The organism is Pseudomonas sp. WS 5146 (genome assembly GCF_012985495.1).
In the GTDB taxonomy this organism is placed as follows: domain Bacteria; phylum Pseudomonadota; class Gammaproteobacteria; order Pseudomonadales; family Pseudomonadaceae; genus Aquipseudomonas; species Aquipseudomonas edaphica.
On record NZ_JAAQWL010000004.1, the window covers coordinates 323512 to 343357 of the forward strand.

Consider the following 19846-nt stretch of genomic DNA (forward strand, 5'->3'; position numbering starts at 1 on the left):
ACATTCATGTCTGTAAGAGGAAGGTCACAGGGCCATCATTGACCAAATGCACCTGCATATCAGCGCCAAAACGCCCCGATGCCACCTTGCCATGCAATTGTTGCGCTTGTAACAACAAGTGTTCAAAAAGCGCGGCTCCCAGGGCCGGTGGGGCCGCCGTGGAGAAGCTGGGCCGCAACCCGCTTTTGGTGTCCGCCGCCAGGGTGAACTGCGATACCAGCAGCAAACCACCGCCAATGTCCTTCAAGGACAGGTTCATCTTGCCCTCATCGTCGCTGAACACCCGATAGTTAAGCAGCTTGTGCAACAGTTTGTCGGCACTCTCGGGCGTATCTGAAGGTTCCACGGCGACCAGCACCAGTAATCCCTGGTCTATCGAGCCTACGACTTCACCCGCCACCTCGACCCGGGCGCCACGCACCCGTTGCAACAGGCCCTTCATGCTTCTTCTGGCGGCAGATCAAGCAGGCGCCGTGCCATCTCGCCGGTCGCACGCACCAACGCATCGGTGATGCCCGGCTCGGATGCCGCATGGCCAGCCTCGCGAATCACCTGCAGCTCACTGTTGGGCCAGGCCTGATGCAGCTCCCAGGCGTTGTCCAGCGGGCAGATCATATCGTAGCGGCCATGGATGATGACGCCAGGCAGATGGGCGATCTTGTGCATATCGCGAATCAGCTGGTTGGGCTCCAGGAAAGAGTTATTGGTGAAGTAGTGGCACTCGATACGCGCAATCGACAGGGCGCGCTGCGGCTCGGAAAAACGCTCGACGTGCTGAGGGCTCGGGCACAGGCCGAGCATGCGCCCTTCCCAGCCGGACCAGGCTTTGGCCGCGTGCATCTGGGCGATCTGGTCGTTGCCGGTGAGGCGCTTGTGGTAGGCGGCAACCATGTCGTGGCGCTCGTCCGCCGGGATCGGGGCAAGGTAGTCCTGCCAGTAATCCGGGAACATGCGGCTCGCGCCTTCCTGGTAGAACCAGTGAATATCTTGCGGGCGGGCCAGGAAGATGCCGCGCAGGATCAAACCATGCACACGCTCAGGGTGGCTTTGCGCATAGGCCAGCGACAGGGTCGAGCCCCAGGAACCACCAAACAGCACCCATTTGTCGATGCCCAGGTGTTCGCGGATGCGCTCGAGGTCGGCGACCAGATCCCAGGTGGTGTTGTTTTCAAGACTCGCGCGCGGCGTGGAACGCCCGCAGCCACGCTGGTCGAAGGTAACGATGCGGTACAGGTTCGGGTCGAAATAGCAGCGGCTCTGGGCATCGCAACCGGAGCCGGGGCCGCCATGGATGAAGACGACAGGCAAACCTTCGGGGGAGCCACTTTCATCGACGTACAGCGTGTGGGTGTCATCGACTGCCAGATCGTGCCGGGCGTAGGGTTTGATCTGCGGGTACCAAGTCTGCATTGCGCGCTCCATAGGGTGTCGGGTTCATCCCTGAGGGGACGTCTATTATTCTTGCCGTCTGGCATCATAAACCCGAATTGTGCAATGAGCATGTCCTTGAATACTTAGACCTGTGTCAGCCCTTCGCTCCTGAGGTAATGCAGCAGATAGTTATAAAGCTGATCCACCTCCGGGGCCTGGCCGCGTGCGCGCAAGCAACCGTGAACCAGACCTTTGCCGGGATACAGCACGGCGGGCACACCGGCCTGTTGCAGCCGTTCGGCATAGAGCATGCCGTCATCGCGCAACGGGTCGAACTGGGCCACGGCGATCAACGCCTTGGGCAAGCCGCCGAAATACTCGGCCAACAAAGGCATGGCATAGGCCGATGGCGTGCCCGCAGCATGCAGGTACATTGCCAGGTAGCAGTCGGTGTCGGCAGTACTGAGCAGCGGCGCGTCCATGCAGTCACACCGCGAGGGCAAATCGGCAGGCCCGCCCAGGCCGGGGTAAATCAGCACCTGGGCCACGGGCAGCGACTGGCCGTCGTCGCGCAGCCCCAGGCACAGCGCCGCCGCCAGATTGCCGCCCGCGCTGTCGCCCATCACCACCAGGCGTTGCAGGTTGATGGTGTGCGGCCCCTGCGCGGCCTGGATTGCCTGCCATACGGCGCGACAGTCTTGGTAGGCCGCCGGGAACGGGTACTCCGGCGCCAGACGGTAGTCGATGGCGATCACCAGGACCTGCAACGCGCTCGCCAGTTCGAAACAGATAAAGTCGTGGGAGTCCAACCCGCCGACCACCCAGCCGCCACCGTGCATATAAAGGAGACAGGGCCAGCCCTCCGTCGGCGCTGGCGCCGTGGGTAGGTAACTGCGCACGCCTACACCGCCCAGGGAAAAGTCCGACAGTTGCAGCCCTTCAGGCTTCGGTGGCGTGAAGGCCTGGCACATACGGTCGTAGTTATGACGCAAGCCTGCCAGCGAAGAGTCGTCACTGGTGAAGGATTCGGTTTTGGCGATGAAGGCGGCAAGCTGCGCTGAAATCGGATACATGCTCAATATCCCTGAGAATGGAGATCTAAATGTGGGAGCTGGCTTGCCTGCGATAGCAGTGTGTCAGTCACCTCTTCATTCACTGATACACCGCTATCGCAGGCCAGTCGAATCGTCGCACCGCAGCTCCCACATTTTGCCCGGCGGTGTTTTCAGGGTTTGAGGCTGGCCTGCACTGCCGCCACGCCATCGCTGCCATCAAACGCCGTAACCCCGGCCAACCAGCGCTGCAAATCCTCTGGGTGGTCACGCAACCATTGCCTGGCCACCTCCTGCGGCGACTGGCGCTCCATGATCGGCACCATCAACTGGCTTTCCTGGGCAGCGGTGAAGGTCAGGTTCTGCAACAAACGGTTGGCGTTGGGGCAGCGTTCGCCAAAGTCCGGCGCGGTGACTGTGGAAACCGTGGCGCGACCTTCGTCCGGGCCGAACACATCTTCACTGCCGGTGAGGTAGGCCATTTTCATATTGATGTTCATCGGGTGCGGGGTCCAGCCGACGAACACCACGAACTCCTTGCGGTTCACCGCTCGCTGCACCGCCGCGAGCATGCCCGCTTCACCGGAAGCTACCAGTTTGAAGCCGCCCAGGCCGAAGTGGTTGGTGTCGATCATCTTCTGTATATCGGTATTGGCGCCACTGCCCGGCTCGATGCCGTAGATCTTGCCGCCCAACTTGTCCTTGAAGCGGGCGATGTCGGCAAACGTCTTCAGCCCGGCATCCGCCACGTATTGCGGCACGGCCAGGGTGGCTTGGGCGTCGGCGAGGCTGGGCGTGTCGAACACCTTGACCTGCTTGGCGGCCAGGAACGGCGAGATGTTGTTATCCATCGCCGGTTTCCAGTAGCCGAGGAAGATATCCAGGCGTTTGTCGCGGATGCCGGCAAAGATGATCTGCTGCACCGCGCTGGTCTGCTTGCTGTCGTAGCCCAGGCCGTTGAGCAGCACGTCGGCCATGCTTGAGGTAGCGATGACGTCGGTCCAGCTGACCACGCCCATGCGGATGGCTTTGCACGAGGCGGGTTCGGCGGCCATGGCGTTGGCGCTGATCAAGGCGGCACAGGTGAGGGTCAACAACAGTCTTTTCATGGATGAGGTCTCACTGGGCAGTTTTTATTGTGGGGAGTGGCGTCTGGTGCGCCGTACCCACAACCTTACCCAGCGGGACCTGTGCTGACACGAACTGTGGCGACCGGCAGTTGCACTGGGGCGACCCGGAAGGCCCCATCGCAGGCAAGCCAGCTCCCACATTTTGATCTGTGAATACATCCAAATGTGGGAGCTGGCTTGCCTGCGATAGCGATATCAGCCGTAGCGCTTCTGCCCCCAGGCCAACAACCCTTCCAGCAACTGCTTCAACACAACCTGGGTCGGCGCAGCCAAATCTGGGCGATACCGGAACGGCTCAACCTCTTCCATATACGTGCTCTGGCACAGTTCCAACTGCACCGCATGAATATCCTGCGCCGGGTCGCCATAGTGGCGAGTGATATGCCCGCCCTTGAAGCGCCCGTTCAGCACATGGGTGAACCGCGGATGCTGAGCGCAGATGCCTTCCAACTGGCTGGCCAGCTCGGGGTCACACGCCGCGCCGTTGAAGGTGCCGAGGTTGAAGTCCGGCAGCTTGCCGTCGAACAGGTGCGGGATTACCGAGCGGATCGAGTGCGCATCAAACAGCAAGGCGTAGCCGAACTCGGCCTTGAGGCGCGCCAGCTCTTCTTGCAGGGTGCGGTGGTACGGGCCCCAGATTTTTTGCAGGTAGGTTACGCGTTCTTCTTCGGACGGCACCTGCCCTTCACGGAACAACGGCACGCCATCGAACAGGGTCGCCGGGTACAGCCCGGTGGTGGCGCCGGCGTAGAGCGGTTTGTCGTCGGACGGCCGGTTCAGGTCAATCACAAACCGCGAGTACTCGGCCGACAAGGTGCTGGCGCCCAATGCCTCGGCAAAGTCATACAGCGTGGGGATGTGCCAGTCGGTGTCCGGCAGGCTTTGCGCCTCGGGGATCAGCCCGGCTTCGACCGCAGGCGTCAGGCGCAACCCCGCGTGGGGCATGCTGATCAGCAGCGGCACACGGCCTTGTTTGAAACTCAGAACCTTATCCACAACAACACTCCTCAGACGGTGACGTCGACGCCATGGCGCACGACGCGTTTATCCAGCTCGCCGCCCAGCCAGTAAGCCAGGTCGGCGGGGCGATCAATCTGCCAGGCGACGAAATCCGCGACCTTGCCCACTTCCAGCGAACCGTGGGTGTCACCCATGCCCAGCGCGGTGGCCGCATGTTGCGTGGCGCCGGCCAAGGCTTCTTCCGGGGTCATGCGGAACAGGGTGCAGGCCATGTTCAGCATCAGGCGTACCGACAGCGCCGGCGAGGTGCCGGGGTTGAGGTCACTGGCGATGGCGATTTTCACGCCGTGCTTGCGCAGCGCATCCATCGGCGGCAACTGGGTTTCACGCAGGAAGTAGAACGCGCCCGGCAGCAACACCGCGACAGTGCCGGACGCGGCCATGGCGATGGCGTCTTCTTCGGTCATGAACTCCAGGTGGTCCGCCGACAGTGCGTGGTAACGCGCCGCCAGGCTGGAGCCGTGCAAAGAGGACAACTGCTCGGCGTGCAGTTTCACCGGCAAGCCCAACTGCTGGGCGACCTTGAATACACGCTCCACTTGTTCGGTGGAAAACGCCAGGTACTCACAGAAGGCGTCTACCGCATCCACCAGCCCTTCGGCCGCGAGCGCCGGGAGCATCTCGGTGCAGATGTGGTCGATGTAGTCGTCAGCGCGATCCTTGTACTCCGGCGGCAGCGCGTGAGCCGCCAGGCACGTGGCGCGCACGCTCACCGGCAGCACCTGGCCAAGGCGCCGCGCAACCCGCAGCATCTTGCGCTCGTTGGCCAGGTCAAGGCCGTAGCCGGACTTGATCTCCACCGTGGTCACGCCGTCACGCAGCAAACTGCGCAGGCGCTTTTCAGCGCTGGCAAACAATTCATCTTCCGTGGCGGCACGGGTGGCGCGCACGGTGCTGGCAATACCGCCACCCTTGGCGGCGATTTCGGCGTAGCTCACGCCTTCAAGGCGCTGCTCGAATTCACCGCTGCGATTGCCGCCGAACACCGTGTGGGTGTGGCAGTCGATCAGCCCGGGGGTGACCCATGCGCCTTGCAGGTCATGCACCTGGGCGTAATCCGCCACTGGCGCCTGGCTGCGGGGGCCGATCCACTCGATCAGCGAACCCGCGGTGACCATGGCGGCATCCTCGATGATCGAGTATTTGCCCTGGGCCATAGTTGCGACGTGGCAGTGTTGCCAAAGCGTTTTCATCAACGCCTCCCTAAGTTATCGATGAGACAAAGCCGGGTCGTAATGGACCTTGGCCCCCTGCCCGGCAGCGGGCTTGACCCACAGCAGGTAGGCGAGGACCAGCAACACGATCCAGACGGCGCCGACCAGCAAAGCGGCCTGGGTGTCCGGGAAGTAACCCAGCACGCCAAACACGAACAGCATGAACACAATGGCGGCCGCTGGCGCGTAGGGCCAGAACGGTACCGGGAACTTCAGCTCAGCGACCTGCGCCTTGGTCATCGAACGACGCATCGCGACCTGAGTGAACAAAATCATCAACCACACCCACACGGTGGCGAAAGTGGCAATCGAGGCGATCAACAGGAACACGTTTTCCGGGATCAGGTAGTTGAGCACCACGCCGCCGAGCAACGACGCGCCCATTACCAGTACGGTCATCCACGGCACGCCTTGCTTGGACAGCTGCGCAAAACCCTTGGGCGCCTGCCCTTGCTGGGCCAGGCCATACATCATGCGGCCGGCGCCAAAAATGTCGCTGTTGATGGCCGAGACGGCGGCCGAGATCACCACGATATTGAGGATGGTCGCTGCCGAGCCGATGCCAAGGTTGCTGAAGATCTGCACGAACGGACTGCCCTGGCTGCCAATCTGTGGCCACGGGTAGATGGCCATCAGCACAAACAGGGTCAGCACGTAGAACAGCAGGATGCGCAGCGGCACCGCATTGATCGCCTTGGGGATCACGCGCTGCGGGTCTTTGGCTTCACCGGCCGTGATGCCGATGATTTCGATGCCGCCAAACGCAAACATCACCACCGCGAACGAGGCGATCAGGCCGCCAATGCCGTTAGGCATGAAGCCGCCGTGGGCCCACAGGTTGCTCAAGCCGCTGGCCTGGGTTTCGCCAGCAGAATGAATGCCAAACAGCATGATGCCAAAGCCGCCGAGGATCATCGCCACGATGGCGCCGACCTTGAGCAGCGACAGCCAGAACTCCATTTCGCCAAACACTTTGACGTTGCACAGGTTCAGGCCGCCGATCAAAAACACGATGCCGAGCACCCAGACCCAACGTGCGACCTCGGGAAACCAGAAGCCCATGTAGATGCCAAAGGCGGTGACGTCGGCGAGGCAGACGATGATCATTTCAAATGCGTAGGTCCAGCCGAGCACAAACCCGGCCATAGGCCCCAGGTAGGTGCTGGCGTACTGGCCGAAGGAGCCTGACACCGGGTTGTGCACGGCCATTTCACCGAGAGCACGCATCACCATGAACACGGCGGCGCCGCCGATCAGGTAGGCCAGCAGCACGGCAGGGCCGGCCATTTGGATGGCAGAGGCGGAACCATAGAACAACCCGGTGCCGATCGCGGAACCGAGTGCCATGAAGCGAATATGTCGGGCGCTCAGCCCGCGTTTCAAACCCTTTTCTTGCTGGTGCATTTCTCGTCCCTATTATTTTTATGAGGAGAAGATCGTTCCCACGCTCCGCGTGGGAACACATCCTGTGACGCTCCGCGTCACGACTCTTAAAGCGGAGGCGGAGCGTCCAGGGCAACATTCCCACGCAGAGCGTGGGAACGATCGTATGTCAGTCACACATGTTTCAACTGACAGATAGCTATCGCAGGCAAGCCAGCTCCCACACTGGGTTGCGTTGCGGTTACAAGCTCGGCAGAAGCTTGGCCGGCACCAGCTCATTCAGGCAGCGGCTGGCGAGCAGTTCGCTGGCGGCATTGATGTCCGGGGCAAAGAAGCGGTCCTTCTCATAAAACGCCACTTTGTCGCGCAGGATCCCGCGGGCTTTTTCCAGCTTGGTCGAAGTCTTCAAGCCATCGCGCAGGTCCAGGCCCTGGCATGCCGCCAGCCACTCAACTGCGAGCACACCACGGGTATTTTCAGCCATTTCCCACAAACGCTTGCCCGCAGCCGGGGCCATGGACACGTGGTCTTCCTGGTTGGCCGACGTCGGCAGGCTGTCCACGCTATGGGGATGCGCCAGCGCCTTGTTCTCACTGGCGAGCGCCGCAGCGGTGACCTGGGCGATCATGAAACCGGAGTTCACCCCGCCATTGCCGACCAAAAACGGCGGCAGTTGCGACATGTGCTTGTCCATCATCAACGAGATACGACGCTCGCTCAGCGAGCCGATTTCGGCGATGGCCAGCGCCATGTTGTCGGCAGCCATGGCCACCGGCTCGGCGTGGAAGTTACCGCCGGAAATCACGTCGCCCTCGGCAGCAAACACCAGCGGGTTATCCGACACGGCGTTGGCCTCTACCACCAGCACTTCGGCAGCCTGGCGGAACTGGGTCAGGCAGGCGCCCATGACTTGCGGCTGGCAACGCAGGGAATACGGGTCTTGCACTTTGTCGCAGTTCTGGTGCGACTGGGACACCTGGCTGCTCTCGCCGAGCAGGTCGCGATAAGCCGCGGCCGCGTCGATCTGACCGCGCTGGCCACGGGCGGCATGGATACGTGCATCAAACGGCGAGCGCGAGCCCAATACCGCTTCCACGGTGAGGGCACCGCACGCCAACGCACCGGCGAACAGGTCTTCGCCTTCGAACAGGCCACGCAGGGCATACGCGGTGGACACTTGGGTGCCGTTCAGCAGCGCCAGGCCTTCTTTAGCCGCCAGCGTCAGCGGCGTCAGGCCGGCAACTTTCAGCGCTTCGGTGGCTTCCAGCCATTCGCCCTTGTAGCGCGCCTTGCCTTCGCCCAGCAGCACCAGCGACATATGCGCCAATGGCGCCAAGTCGCCGGAAGCACCGACCGAACCTTTGAGCGGAATGTGCGGGTACACCTCGGCGTTGATCAGTGCGATCAGCGCGTCGATCACCTGGCGACGAATGCCGGAGAACCCACGGCTCAGGCTGTTGACTTTAAGCACCATGACCAGCCGCACCAGCGCGTCGCTGATCGGCTCACCGACGCCGGCGGCGTGGGACAGCACCAGGGAACGCTGGAGGTTTTCCAGGTCTTCACTGGCAATGCGGGTCGAGGCCAGCAGGCCAAAACCGGTGTTGATGCCGTAGGCGGTGCGGTTCTCGGCGAGAATCTGCTCCACGCAGGCCACACTGGCTTCGATCTGCGCCGTGGCGCTGTCATCCAGAGTGAGGGTTACCGGCTGCTGGTAGATGGCTCGCAGTTGGGCAAGGCTCAGTTGGCCTGGAATCAAATTTAGCGCAGTCACATTCATGCTCCTTTGAATTGTTCTTTTGAATAAGTGTTTAGTGCAAATGGGGAATTGCTGAGCGCAGCAAAGCGGTGTCTTTGAGCAGCGCGGCGGTGGCGGCAATATCTGGCGCCAACCAACGGTCTTGTTCGTAAGGTGCGACCTTTTCGCGTAGCAGACGCCAGGCGCTGTCAGTACCCGCGCCGAAACGCTGGTCCTTCAAAAACTCGAACGCCTGGGCTGCCAGCAGGTACTCGATGGCGAGAATCTGCGTGACGTTGGCCAACAGCTGATGCAGCTTGAGCGCGGCATTGGTGCCCATGCTCAGGTGGTCTTCCTGCAGGCCCGAGGTAACGAAATTGTCGAGCACCGCCGGTTGCGCCAGCTGACGGTTTTGCCCGCACAGCGAGGCGGCGACGTACTGCACGATCATCATCCCGGAGTTGACCCCAGGGTTGCTGACCAGGAACGCCGGCAAACCACTGACGTGCGGGTTGATCAGGCGGTCCAGGCGACGCTCGGCCACCGAGCCGATTTCGGCCATGGCGATGGCGAGCATGTCGGCCGCGAGCGCCACAGACTGCCCATGCGGGTTGGCCTGGGACACCACGCGGTAGTTGTCCGGCGTACCGAGCACCAGCGGGTTGTCGGTGGCGCTGTTGAGTTCGGTCTCGATCTGGCGCGTGGCGTGTTCAACCTGATCACGCGCCGCACCGTGAATCTGCGGGATCGAGCGGATGCTCAGCGCGTCCTGGGTGCGGATGCCTTTGCTGCTGGCGATCACTTCACTGCCGTCAAGCAAGGCACGCAGGTTGATGCCGACTTGCTGCATGCCTGGGTGTGGCTTGAGGGCGATGATGGCTTCGTCGAAGGCGTCGATCTGACCACGCTGGGCTTCGAAACTCATGGCGCCGATCACGTCGCCCCATTGCAGCAGGTGATGCGCGTCGGCCAGGGCCAGGCAGCTCAGGCCGGTCATGCACGGCGTGCCATTGACCAGGCACAGGCCGTCTTTGGCGCCGAGCACCACAGGCTGTAAACCTTCGGCTTTTAAGGCGGCTTGCGCCGTTACGATCTGGCCGCGATAGCTCACATCGCCAACCCCGAGCAAGGCCACGCCAATGTGGGCCATGTGAGTCAGGTAGCCCACCGAGCCCTGGGACGGCACTTGCGGCGTGATGCCATGGTTGAGCAGCGCCAGCAACGAATGCACCACCTGCGGGTGCAGGCCGGATTTGCCGTGGCTGTAGTTGATGATGGCTGCGCAGATGATCGCGCGGGTCTGTTCGTCGCTCAGCAGCGGGCCGACGCCACAGGCGTGGCTCAGCAGTGTGTTGCGCGACAACTGGCTGAGTTGTTCACCCTTGAGCGACACATTGCACAGCGCGCCCAGGCCGGTATTCACACCATAGGCGCGTTCGCCGCTGGTGACGATGCGTTGCACGATAGCCTGGGCATTGTCGATACGCGCCCAGGCGTGGCCCGAGAGTTCGAGCACGGCGCCGTGGCGGGCGACGGCGACCACGTCCTGCCAACGCAGTGGAGCGTCGGCGATGATGATTTTTGTTGCCTGGGACATCTTGAGCCTCTTGAATTGATCGTTCCCACGCTCTGCGTGGGAACGCCGCCTGGGACGCTCCGCGTCCCGCTATCAGGTGTGACGCGGAGCGTCACGGGATGTATTCCCACGCAGAGCGTGGGAACGATCAGCTACACCACCGCCGCCCGGCGCTGAACAAACCGGTCCACATACTCATCCGCCGGCGAATGCAGAATCTCGCGCGGCGTGCCGACCTGGATCAGCTTGCCGTCCTTGAGAATCGCAATGCGGTTGCCAATGCGCACCGCCTCGTCGAGGTCGTGGGTGATGAACACGATGGTCTTGTGCAGGGTCTTTTGCAGCTCCAGCAACTGGTCCTGCATCTCGGCGCGGATCAGCGGGTCGAGGGCGCTGAAGGCTTCGTCCATCAGGATGATGTCGGTATCGGCTGCCAAGGCGCGGGCCAGGCCTACACGTTGGCGCATGCCACCGGAAAGCTGGTGCGGGTATTTGTTTTCGTAGCCTTTGAGGCCCACGGTTTCGATCCAGTGCAGCGCACGTTCGGCGCACACCTGCTTGGTTTCGCCGCGCACCTTGAGGCCGTAGGCAACGTTGTCGAGCACACTCTTGTGGGGCAGCAGGCCGAAGCTCTGGAACACCATGCTGATCTTGTGGCGACGGAATTGGCGCAGGGCTTCCATGTCCAGTTGCAGGATGTCTTCGCCGTCCACCAGGATCGCGCCGCTGGTTGGATCGATCAGGCGGTTGAAGTGACGCACCAACGTGGACTTGCCCGAACCCGAAAGGCCCATGATCACAAAGATCTCGCCCGTGCCGATGCTCAGTGACAGGTCGTTCACGCCGACCACGCAACCGGTCTCGGCCAGCACCTGATCCTTGGTCTTGCCCTGGCCAACCAGCGCCAGGGCTTCCTTGGAGCGGTTGCCAAAAATCTTGAAGACGTTTTTAACTTCAATTTTGCTGACAGTAGTCATTTGCTCGCCTCATGCCGTGGACGACCGTAGGCCTGGGTAATGCGGTCGATGACCACTGCAAGAATCACAATCGCCAGCCCGGCCTCGAGGCCACGGCCGACGTTGAGGGTCTGGATGCCGACGAGCACGTCTTCACCCAGGCCACGGGCGCCGATCATCGAGGCGATCACCACCATCGACAACGCCATCATGGTGGTCTGGTTGATACCGGCCATGATGCTCGGCAGCGCCAGCGGCAGTTGCACGCCAAACAGTTGCTGCCAGCGGTTGGCACCGAAGGCATTGATGGCTTCCATGACTTCGCCGTCGACCTGGCGAATGCCCAAGTCGGTGAGGCGAATCAACGGTGGCGCGGCGTAGATCACCGTGGCGAAAATCGCCGGCACCTTGCCCAGGCCAAACAGCATCAGCACCGGGATCAGGTACACGAAGCTGGGCATGGTTTGCATGATGTCGAGCAGCGGCATCAATACCGACCGCAGGCGATTGCTGCGTGCAGACAAAATGCCCAACGGAATGCCGATCAGCACCGAGATCACCGTGGCGACCATCATCAGTGCCAGGGTTTGCATGAGCTTGTCCCACAGGCCAACCGCACCCACCAGGAACAGCAGACCGACGATCACCGCCGTGGTCACCACCTTGCGGGTGGCATGCCAGGCGATGCCGCCGACAATGGCGAGCATCAGCCACCAGGGCGCTGCACGCAGCAAGCCTTCCAGGTTGACGATGGCCCATAACAGCGTGTCGGAGATGTGCCGGAACACATCGCCGTAGTTGGTGACCAGTGAGTCCACCCAACCGTTGACCCAGTCGGCGATGGAAAACGTAAAACTCTCAGGAAACATAGCGTGCTCTCGATCCAGTGGGTTGTGGCCGGGTGCCCGGCTGGCCCTTGAGGGTAGCCGGACACGCTTGACCTACAAGGCCGCGTCGATTTTCTTGGCTGCGTCGTCGCTCACCCATGCGTGCCAGACTTCAGGATGTTCCTTGAGGAAAATTTTCGCCAGTTTTGGCGACTCAATCCGCTCTTTGGCCATGCGACCGAGGTTCTGGTTAAGCAGGTCGATGGGCAGGTTGACCTTCTCCAGCACCGCCACGAGTTCCGGCGCTTGCTCGTGGAAGGTTTTGGACAGGCCGACCTTGATGCTCACGCTTTTATCCACACCGGGCTTTTCCTGCAGCTTGACCAGATCGACCTGGCCCATCAGCGGGGTTGGCGACCAGTAGTAGAACAGGATCGGCTCGCCACGCTTGTAGCTCGACAGCACGGCGGCATCCAGCGCCGGGCCGGTGCCAGGGCGGAAGTTGGTGTAGGTGCTTTCCAGGCCATAGCTTTTCAGCATTTCGCTGTTATCCAGCTCACAGGTCCAGCCGGCCGGGCAGTTGTAGAAGCGGCCCTTGGAGGGCTCTTCCTGGTCCTTGAATACCGAGGCGTATTTGGCCAGGTCGGCGATATTTTTCAGGTCTGGTGCCTTGGGTTCCAGCTTGCGCTTGGCGTCGCCTTCGATCACATAACGCGGCACATACCAGCCTTCCACGGCGCCGACCACCGGCGCACCAACACCGACAACTTTGCCGGCCTTCTCGGCCTTGTTCCAGACCTCGCTGCGGCCTACCCACTCTTCGGCGAAAACCTGGATGTCGTTGCTGCTCAGGGCGTTTTCCATGGTGATGGAGTTACCCGGCAAGCTATCGGTTTTGCAGCCGTAGCCTTTCTCCAGCACGGTTTGCAGGATGTCGGTGAGCAACATGCCGCTTTCCCAGTTCAGCCCGGCGAATTTCACCGGTTTGCCGGACTCGCACCAACCCGCCGCCTGGGCGCCGGCAGAGGCCAGCAAGCCTGCAGATAACACGGTGGCCAGCAAGGTTTTATTCATCTTCATTGTTGTGACGCTCCCAATCTTGAAATGGATTACGGCAGTCAGTAGGCATCCTGCCCTGTCCACGTCCCATCAGGCCTGTGCAGCCAGCCCGTTTGTCGTTGGTGCAGCGCCCTGCTCTATTGGCAGGATCAGTTGATCGGGCACCGTGCCGTGCCATTTTTTCGCACAGACGTAGTACAAGGCCGCTGGCAGTACCAGGCCGATGATCCAGGAGATATCCACATCACCCAGCGCGGCAACCAAAGGGCCGGTGTAGAACTTGGTGGAGATGAACGGCAACTGCACCAGCACACCGAACACATAGACGCTGATACCGAGCAGGTTCCAGCGACCGTAGCGGCCATTCGGGTCGGCCAAAGCCGGGACGTCATAGCGCTCGCGGGTGATGCAGTAGTAATCCACCAGGTTGATCGCACTCCACGGCGTAAAGAACGCCAGCAGAAACAGGATGAAAGACTTGAACGCACCGAGGAACGAGTGCTGGCCGAGCAACGCGATCAGGGTTGCAGTGCCGACAATCACCAGCACGAACACCAGACGCTGCAGGCGGGTGACCTCAAGGCGACCACGGAAGCCGCTGACGATGGTCGCAATGCACATGAAGCTGCCGTAGGAGTTCAGGGTAGAGATGGTGACCTTGCCGAACGCGATGCTGAAGTACAGCAGCGCAGCGGTGGCGCCTGTACCACTCAACCCAACGATGTAGGCGACTTCGTGACCGGCAAATTGCCCGTTGGACATGGCCGCGGCAAACACGCCAAGGACCATCGCCACCTGAGCGCCAATGACCGAACCGGCGCCGGCGGCGAAAAAGGTTTTCAGCGAAGATGTCTTGCTTGGCAGGTAACGTGAATAGTCCGCCACGTAAGGGCCGAAGGCGATCTGCCAGGAAGCCGCGAGCGATACCGCCAGCAGGAAGCTGCTCCAGCTGAAGTGACGGATCTGCAAAAGCGCGCCAACGTCGGTCTGGCTCATCAAACGACTGAACAGATAGACAAAGGCAATCACGCCAATGACGCTGGCGACCCGCCCAATAAAGTGGATCACCCGGTAGCCCAGCACGGTGACCAGTACGATGACGCTGGCAAAAATCAGGATACCGACGCTGTCGCTGACCCCGAACAACTGGCCCAGCGCCTGCCCCGACAGCACGGTCCCGGTCGCGGTGAAACCGAGGTACATCAAACAGACCAGCACAATCGGGATGGCTGCACCGTAAACGCCGAACTGCACCCGGCTGGAGATCATCTGTGGCAGGCCAAGCTTTGGCCCTTGCGCCGCATGCAACGCCATGACGCCGCCGCCGATGAGTTGGCCGATCAACAGACCGATCAACGACCAGAACACATCACCGCCGAGCACCACGGCCAAGGCCCCGGTGACAATCGCGGTGATTTGCAGGTTGGCACCCATCCACAGGGTGAACTGGCTCAATAGACGACCGTGTCTTTCCGCTTCCGGGATGTAGTCGATCGAACGCCTTTCGATCAACGGTGTGGTGTCATTTGCAGCCATGTTGGTCAACCTCTGATGGATTGTTCTGGGTGTGCAGATTGCGGGTTCTACTGTGGGAGCTGGCTTGCCTGCGATGGCATCCCCTCGGTTCTGCCGAGAGACCGAGTCGCCCGCATCGCAGGCAAGCCAGCTCCCACACAAGCCAGCTCCCACAGGAACCAGGCCAGCCGTTATTTGATCATCGGCAGGTTCAGGCCCTGCTCCTTGGCGCAATCGATGGCGATCTGGTAACCGGCATCGGCGTGACGCATCACCCCGGTGGCCGGGTCGTTGTGCAGTACGCGGGCGATCCGCTCAGCCGCTTCATCGGTGCCGTCGCAGACGATCACCATGCCCGAGTGCTGGGAGAAGCCCATGCCCACGCCGCCGCCGTGGTGCAGCGAAACCCAGGTCGCGCCGCTCGCGGTGTTGAGCAAGGCGTTGAGCAGTGGCCAGTCGGACACGGCGTCGGAGCCGTCCTGCATGGCTTCGGTTTCGCGGTTGGGGCTTGCGACCGAGCCGGAGTCGAGGTGGTCACGGCCGATCACTACGGGTGCCGACAGCTCACCGCTGCGCACCATTTCGTTGAATGCCAGGCCGAGCTTGGCGCGTTGGCCCAGGCCAACCCAGCAGATACGTGCTGGCAGGCCCTGGAAGCTGATGCGTTCGCGCGCCATGTCCAGCCAGTTGTGCAGGTGCGCGTCGTCCGGGATCAGCTCTTTGACTTTGGCGTCGGTCTTGTAGATGTCTTGCGGGTCACCCGACAGCGCAGCCCAGCGGAACGGGCCGATGCCACGGCAGAACAGCGGGCGGATGTAGGCCGGTACGAAGCCTGGGAAGTCGAAGGCGTTTTCTACGCCTTCTTCCTGGGCCATCTGGCGGATATTGTTGCCGTAGTCGAAAGTCGGGATGCCTTGTTTCTGGAATTCCAGCATGGCTTTGACGTGCACGGCCATCGACTGCTTGGCGGCCTTGATCACGGCAGCCGGCTCGGTTTTGGCGCGGGCGCGGTATTCGTCCCAGGTCCAGCCGGCAGGCAGGTAACCATTGAGTGGGTCGTGGGCGCTGGTCTGGTCGGTGACCATGTCCGGGCGCACGCCGCGCTTGATCAGTTCCGGCAGGATTTCGGCCGCGTTACCCAAAAGGGCGATGGAGATGGCCTTGCCTTCCTTAGTGTATTTGGCGATGCGGGCCAGGGCGTCGTCGAGGTCGGTGGCTTGCTCGTCGACATAACGGCTGGCCAGGCGGAAATCGATGCTGACCTGCTGGCACTCGATGTTCAGCGAGCAAGCGCCAGCCAGGGTCGCAGCCAACGGCTGAGCGCCGCCCATGCCGCCGAGGCCGGCGGTGAGGACCCAACGGCCGGTGAGGTCGCTGTTGTAGTGCTGGCGGCCGGCTTCGACGAAGGTTTCGTAGGTGCCCTGCACGATGCCCTGGCTGCCGATGTAGATCCAGCTGCCGGCGGTCATCTGGCCGTACATGGCCAGGCCCTTGGCATCCAGTTCGTTGAAGTGTTCCCAACTGGCCCAGTGCGGCACCAGGTTGGAGTTGGCGATCAGCACGCGCGGAGCGTTGCTGTGGGTCTTGAACACGCCGACCGGCTTGCCGGATTGCACCAGCAGGGTCTCGTCGTCATTCAGGTTGGTGAGGCTCTCGACGATCTGGTCGTAGCACTCCCAGTTGCGCGCCGCACGGCCGATACCGCCGTACACCACCAATTCTTTCGGGTTCTCGGCCACTTGCGGGTCGAGGTTGTTCATCAGCATGCGCAGCGGTGCTTCAGTCAGCCAGCTTTTGGCGGTGAGCTTGTTACCGCGGGCGGCACGGATTTCGACGTCACGGTATTTAGTAGGCTTGGCTTTCGAAAAATCGGTCACAGCTGGACTCCTCGGCATGGTGCGCGAACATTGATGGTGCGAAGGAGAGTCTTACGCACACATCTTTACTTGTATGTACAAGCATATGCAATCAAGCGGCCAACTTGGTGAGAGAGCGGGTGAGATTTTTTTGGGAGGTGCGTGAAAGCCTCGGAAATTAAGGCTTTGAGGCTTGGTGAATTTTCTTACAGAGGGAGTTTGCGGACGAGGACATTGTTCATCACTGCCAGGCATTGCGCCAAGCTGGGGCGTTCGGTAACAAATTGGTGCGCGGCTGGAAACAGCTCTTATGAGCAATGAAAAGCAAATGTGGGAGTTGGCTTGCCTGCTCCCACAGTTTTTTAACCGCGTGCGGTCAGTTCGATTACGCAGCAGCGGCCGGTGACAGAAATATCCAGCAGGTCATTGTTACCGTCGATTTGCAGGCAATCGTGATGGCCGAGCTTTTCACCCAGCACCTTCACTTCATCCGCCACACTGAACACCAACACCGTGTGCGCCGTGCTGAAAAACCGCTGCACACCATCCATCCACTGCAACCGTGCGTGGTAACGCTCAGGCGAATAAATCAGGTTGAAATCGCGTATCGGCCCGGTGATCAAGCGGCAGGACACTTCACTTTCACCCTTGAACGCAAACGGCTGCAACGGTAACAGCCCGCGCTGTTCCTCGCCGTCTACGGTCAGGACCATACCCGCACCTTTGATCACGGTGATCACACGCTGGTAGCCGGCGAAGGTAGAAAACCCGCCCGACTCGGCAATATCGGCAATCGACAGGCGCCAGCCAAAGCCATCCAGGCCAGTGCCTGCGTCACGGGTGATTTCTTCGGTGCTGCCGCCGCCGTTTTTCCACGGCATGCGGATGTAATCGGTGGCGCGCCAGACTTTCACTGCACTCATTTACTGAAACGTCCTTCCAGGCTATGACGGGAACCGGGGTGGATCAAACGCGCGGCGGTCACCGGCTGGCGGCCGGACCAGGTGCGGCGGCGAATCAACAGGCAAGGCTCGCTTGGCTCGATCTGCAACAGCTTGCACTCGGCAGCGTCGGCGAGGATGGCTTCAACCACATGCTCGCCCTCGGTCAGTGGTGCGACCTGGTTGAGGTAGGCGTACGGCGTTTGCTGGGTGAAATCCTGTTGCAAGTATTCCGGCGCGACCAGAGCGTTGACGAAGCGGTCTTCGATTTGTACGGGAATGTCGTTTTCAAAGTGCACGATCAACGAGTGAAACACGCGGCCGCCTTCGCGCATTTCCAGGGCCACAGCACGTTCGGAGCCGGCGGCCTCTTCGCCCAGGTGAATAACCTGGCAGGTATGCCGATGACCGCGGGAGGCGATCTCATCGGCAATGTTGTGCACTTCAAACAGCGCCGATTGGCTCTTGGGCTCGGCGACGAAAGTGCCAACGCCCTGCATGCGCACCAGCAACCCTTCGGCGGTGAGCTCACGCAGGGCGCGGTTGATGGTCATGCGGCTGAAGCCTAACTGGCTGACCAGTTCGCTCTCGGACGGCACGCGGTAATGGGGCGGCCAGTTGCCGTTGAGAATCTGCTGGCTGATCATCTGTTTGACGCGGGCATACAAGGGCGCCGGACTTTCGTCCATGTGGGCAGCCAGCGAAGACTTGGCGGGCGGAGTCGGCACAGGGAATCCTTGCAGGGGGAAAAGATGCATAGATTGCCGGAGTTTACCGAGCAGGCAAACGTCTGTATATGTATATACAAATAAACACACGACCGGGGTGCCTTGATCATGTCCGCTTTCTTTGCCGAACGCGCGCTGCTGCCTAATGGATGGGCCAACGATGTACGCTTTGAAGTCAGCGCCGATGGCGTGCTGACCCAGGTTGAGCCCAATGCCAGCGCAGACAACGCCGAACGGCTCAGAGGCCCGGTTTTGGCGGGCATGCCCAACCTGCACTCCCATGCGTTCCAGCGCGCCATGGCCGGGTTGGCCGAAGTGGCCGGCAACCCGAATGACAGCTTCTGGACCTGGCGCGACTTGATGTACCGCATGGTCGGCAAGATCACCCCGGAACAACTGCAGGTCATCGCCCGCCAGCTTTATATCGAGATGCTCAAGGCCGGTTACACCTCGGTGGCCGAGTTTCATTATGTGCACCACGACGTCAGCGGCCAGGCGTATGCCGATCGCACGGAGCTGTCGCGGCAGATCAGCCAGGCGGCCGCCAGCAGTGGGATTGGCCTGACATTGCTGCCAGTGCTCTACACCCATTCCGGCTTTGGTGGCCAGGCGCCGAATGAAGGCCAGCGGCGCTTTATCAACAGCACCGAAGATTACCTGGACCTGCAAGCACGCCTGAAGCCCATTCTGGCGGCGCAGCCAGCGCAGCAACTGGGCCTGTGTTTCCACTCATTGCGTGCCGTCACACCCGAACAGATCAATGAGGCGCTGGCCGCCAGCGACAAGGCTTGCCCGGTACACATCCACATCGCCGAGCAGCAAAAAGAAGTCGATGATTGCCTGGCCTGGAGCGGCAAACGCCCGCTGCAATGGCTGTATGACAATGTTGAAGTGGATGAACGTTGGTGCCTGGTACACGCCACCCATGCTGACGCCGATGAAGTCACGCGCATGGCCAAGAGCCGGGCAATCGCCGGCTTGTGCCTGACCACCGAAGCCAACCTGGGCGACGGGATTTTCCCGGCGGTGGATTTCCTCGCTCAAGGCGGGCGTATGGGTATCGGTTCCGACAGCCATGTGTCACTGAGCGTGGTGGAGGAGTTGCGTTGGCTCGAATATGGCCAGCGCCTGCGGGACCAGCGGCGCAACCGCCTGTATCGCAGTGATCAACCGATGGTTGGCCGCACATTGTTCGATGCTGCGCTGGACGGCGGCGCCCAAGCGTTGGGGCAGCCGATTGGTCGATTGGAAGTCGGCAAGCGGGCAGATTGGATTGTGCTGGATGGCAATGACCCGTACCTGGCGACGGCGACCGAGGATGGCATCCTCAATCGCTGGCTGTTCGCCGGTGGTGATCGCCAAGTGCGCGATGTGCTGGTCAACGGCAAATGGGTGGTGCGCGATGGGCATCATGCTGGCGAAGAAGAAAGCAGCCGGGCGTTCACCCAAGTTCTGAGGAATCTACTCGGCTAAAAAACAA

General features: G+C 61.3%; 17 protein-coding genes. 1 reads left to right on the forward strand and 16 read right to left on the reverse strand.

Annotated elements, in window-relative coordinates; translation table 11 throughout:
* Nucleotides 1-4 precede the first annotated feature (4 nt).
* The 16 genes from dtd to hutC all read right to left on the reverse strand — a co-directional run bounded on the left by dtd (nt 5) and on the right by hutC (nt 18327).
* Nucleotides 5-442: a D-aminoacyl-tRNA deacylase gene (gene dtd, locus HBO41_RS13655; RefSeq protein ID WP_017138603.1), complete on the reverse strand. Its 438-nt coding sequence runs from the start codon at nt 440-442 to the stop codon at nt 5-7.
* Entirely contained in the window at nt 439-1410 is a 972-nt protein-coding gene (gene pip, locus HBO41_RS13660) for a prolyl aminopeptidase (RefSeq protein ID WP_017138604.1), read from the reverse strand. Before pip ends, dtd begins: the two co-directional genes overlap by 4 nt.
* A 104-nt stretch (nt 1411-1514) precedes the next feature.
* Entirely contained in the window at nt 1515-2444 is a 930-nt protein-coding gene (locus HBO41_RS13665) for an alpha/beta hydrolase (RefSeq protein WP_169986607.1), read from the reverse strand.
* 152 nt (nt 2445-2596) lie between these two features.
* Nucleotides 2597-3532, reverse strand: coding sequence for a choline ABC transporter substrate-binding protein (locus tag HBO41_RS13670; RefSeq protein ID WP_169986609.1), 936 nt, complete (start codon nt 3530-3532; stop codon nt 2597-2599).
* A gap of 216 nt (nt 3533-3748) precedes the next feature.
* The gene (hutG, locus tag HBO41_RS13675) at nt 3749-4549 is read right to left on the reverse strand and encodes an N-formylglutamate deformylase (RefSeq protein WP_169986611.1); all 801 of its coding nucleotides are present in this window, start codon (nt 4547-4549) and stop codon (nt 3749-3751) included.
* Between the two features lie 11 nt (nt 4550-4560).
* Nucleotides 4561-5766, reverse strand: coding sequence for an imidazolonepropionase (gene hutI, locus HBO41_RS13680; protein ID WP_017138608.1), 1206 nt, complete (start codon nt 5764-5766; stop codon nt 4561-4563).
* Nucleotides 5767-5781: 15 nt separating this feature from the next.
* A complete protein-coding gene (locus HBO41_RS13685) occupies nt 5782-7191 on the reverse strand; it encodes an amino acid permease (RefSeq protein WP_169986613.1) in 1410 nt (469 codons plus the stop codon).
* A gap of 220 nt (nt 7192-7411) precedes the next feature.
* Nucleotides 7412-8950: a histidine ammonia-lyase gene (hutH, locus tag HBO41_RS13690; RefSeq protein ID WP_099549489.1), complete on the reverse strand. Its 1539-nt coding sequence runs from the start codon at nt 8948-8950 to the stop codon at nt 7412-7414.
* A gap of 31 nt (nt 8951-8981) precedes the next feature.
* Nucleotides 8982-10505, reverse strand: a complete 1524-nt coding sequence (gene hutH / locus HBO41_RS13695) for a histidine ammonia-lyase (RefSeq protein ID WP_169986615.1) — start codon at nt 10503-10505, stop codon at nt 8982-8984.
* A gap of 131 nt (nt 10506-10636) precedes the next feature.
* Nucleotides 10637-11461: a glycine betaine/L-proline ABC transporter ATP-binding protein gene (locus HBO41_RS13700; RefSeq protein WP_046034013.1), complete on the reverse strand. Its 825-nt coding sequence runs from the start codon at nt 11459-11461 to the stop codon at nt 10637-10639.
* Nucleotides 11458-12309 (reverse strand): proline/glycine betaine ABC transporter permease, encoded by an 852-nt coding sequence (locus HBO41_RS13705; RefSeq protein ID WP_017138613.1) that lies wholly within the window; start codon nt 12307-12309, stop codon nt 11458-11460. The genes HBO41_RS13700 and HBO41_RS13705 overlap by 4 nt, the downstream gene beginning before the upstream one ends.
* A 72-nt stretch (nt 12310-12381) precedes the next feature.
* Nucleotides 12382-13347, reverse strand: coding sequence for an ABC transporter substrate-binding protein (locus HBO41_RS13710; RefSeq protein WP_017138614.1), 966 nt, complete (start codon nt 13345-13347; stop codon nt 12382-12384).
* Between the two features lie 69 nt (nt 13348-13416).
* On the reverse strand, nt 13417-14862 hold the full coding sequence (locus HBO41_RS13715; RefSeq protein ID WP_017138615.1) for a cytosine permease: 1446 nt from the start codon (nt 14860-14862) through the stop codon (nt 13417-13419).
* A gap of 170 nt (nt 14863-15032) precedes the next feature.
* Complete coding sequence (gene hutU, locus HBO41_RS13720; protein ID WP_017138616.1) at nt 15033-16718, reverse strand: urocanate hydratase; 1686 nt, start codon at nt 16716-16718, stop codon at nt 15033-15035.
* Between the two features lie 341 nt (nt 16719-17059).
* The gene (locus HBO41_RS13725; RefSeq protein WP_169986617.1) at nt 17060-17620 is read right to left on the reverse strand and encodes a HutD family protein; all 561 of its coding nucleotides are present in this window, start codon (nt 17618-17620) and stop codon (nt 17060-17062) included.
* Entirely contained in the window at nt 17617-18327 is a 711-nt protein-coding gene (hutC, locus tag HBO41_RS13730; protein ID WP_017738808.1) for a histidine utilization repressor, read from the reverse strand. Before hutC ends, HBO41_RS13725 begins: the two co-directional genes overlap by 4 nt.
* Before the next feature lie 147 nt (nt 18328-18474).
* Between hutC and HBO41_RS13735 the strand changes: the two genes are divergently transcribed.
* Nucleotides 18475-19839, forward strand: a complete 1365-nt coding sequence (locus HBO41_RS13735) for a formimidoylglutamate deiminase (protein ID WP_169986620.1) — start codon at nt 18475-18477, stop codon at nt 19837-19839.
* The last annotated feature ends 7 nt before the right edge of the window (nt 19840-19846 follow it).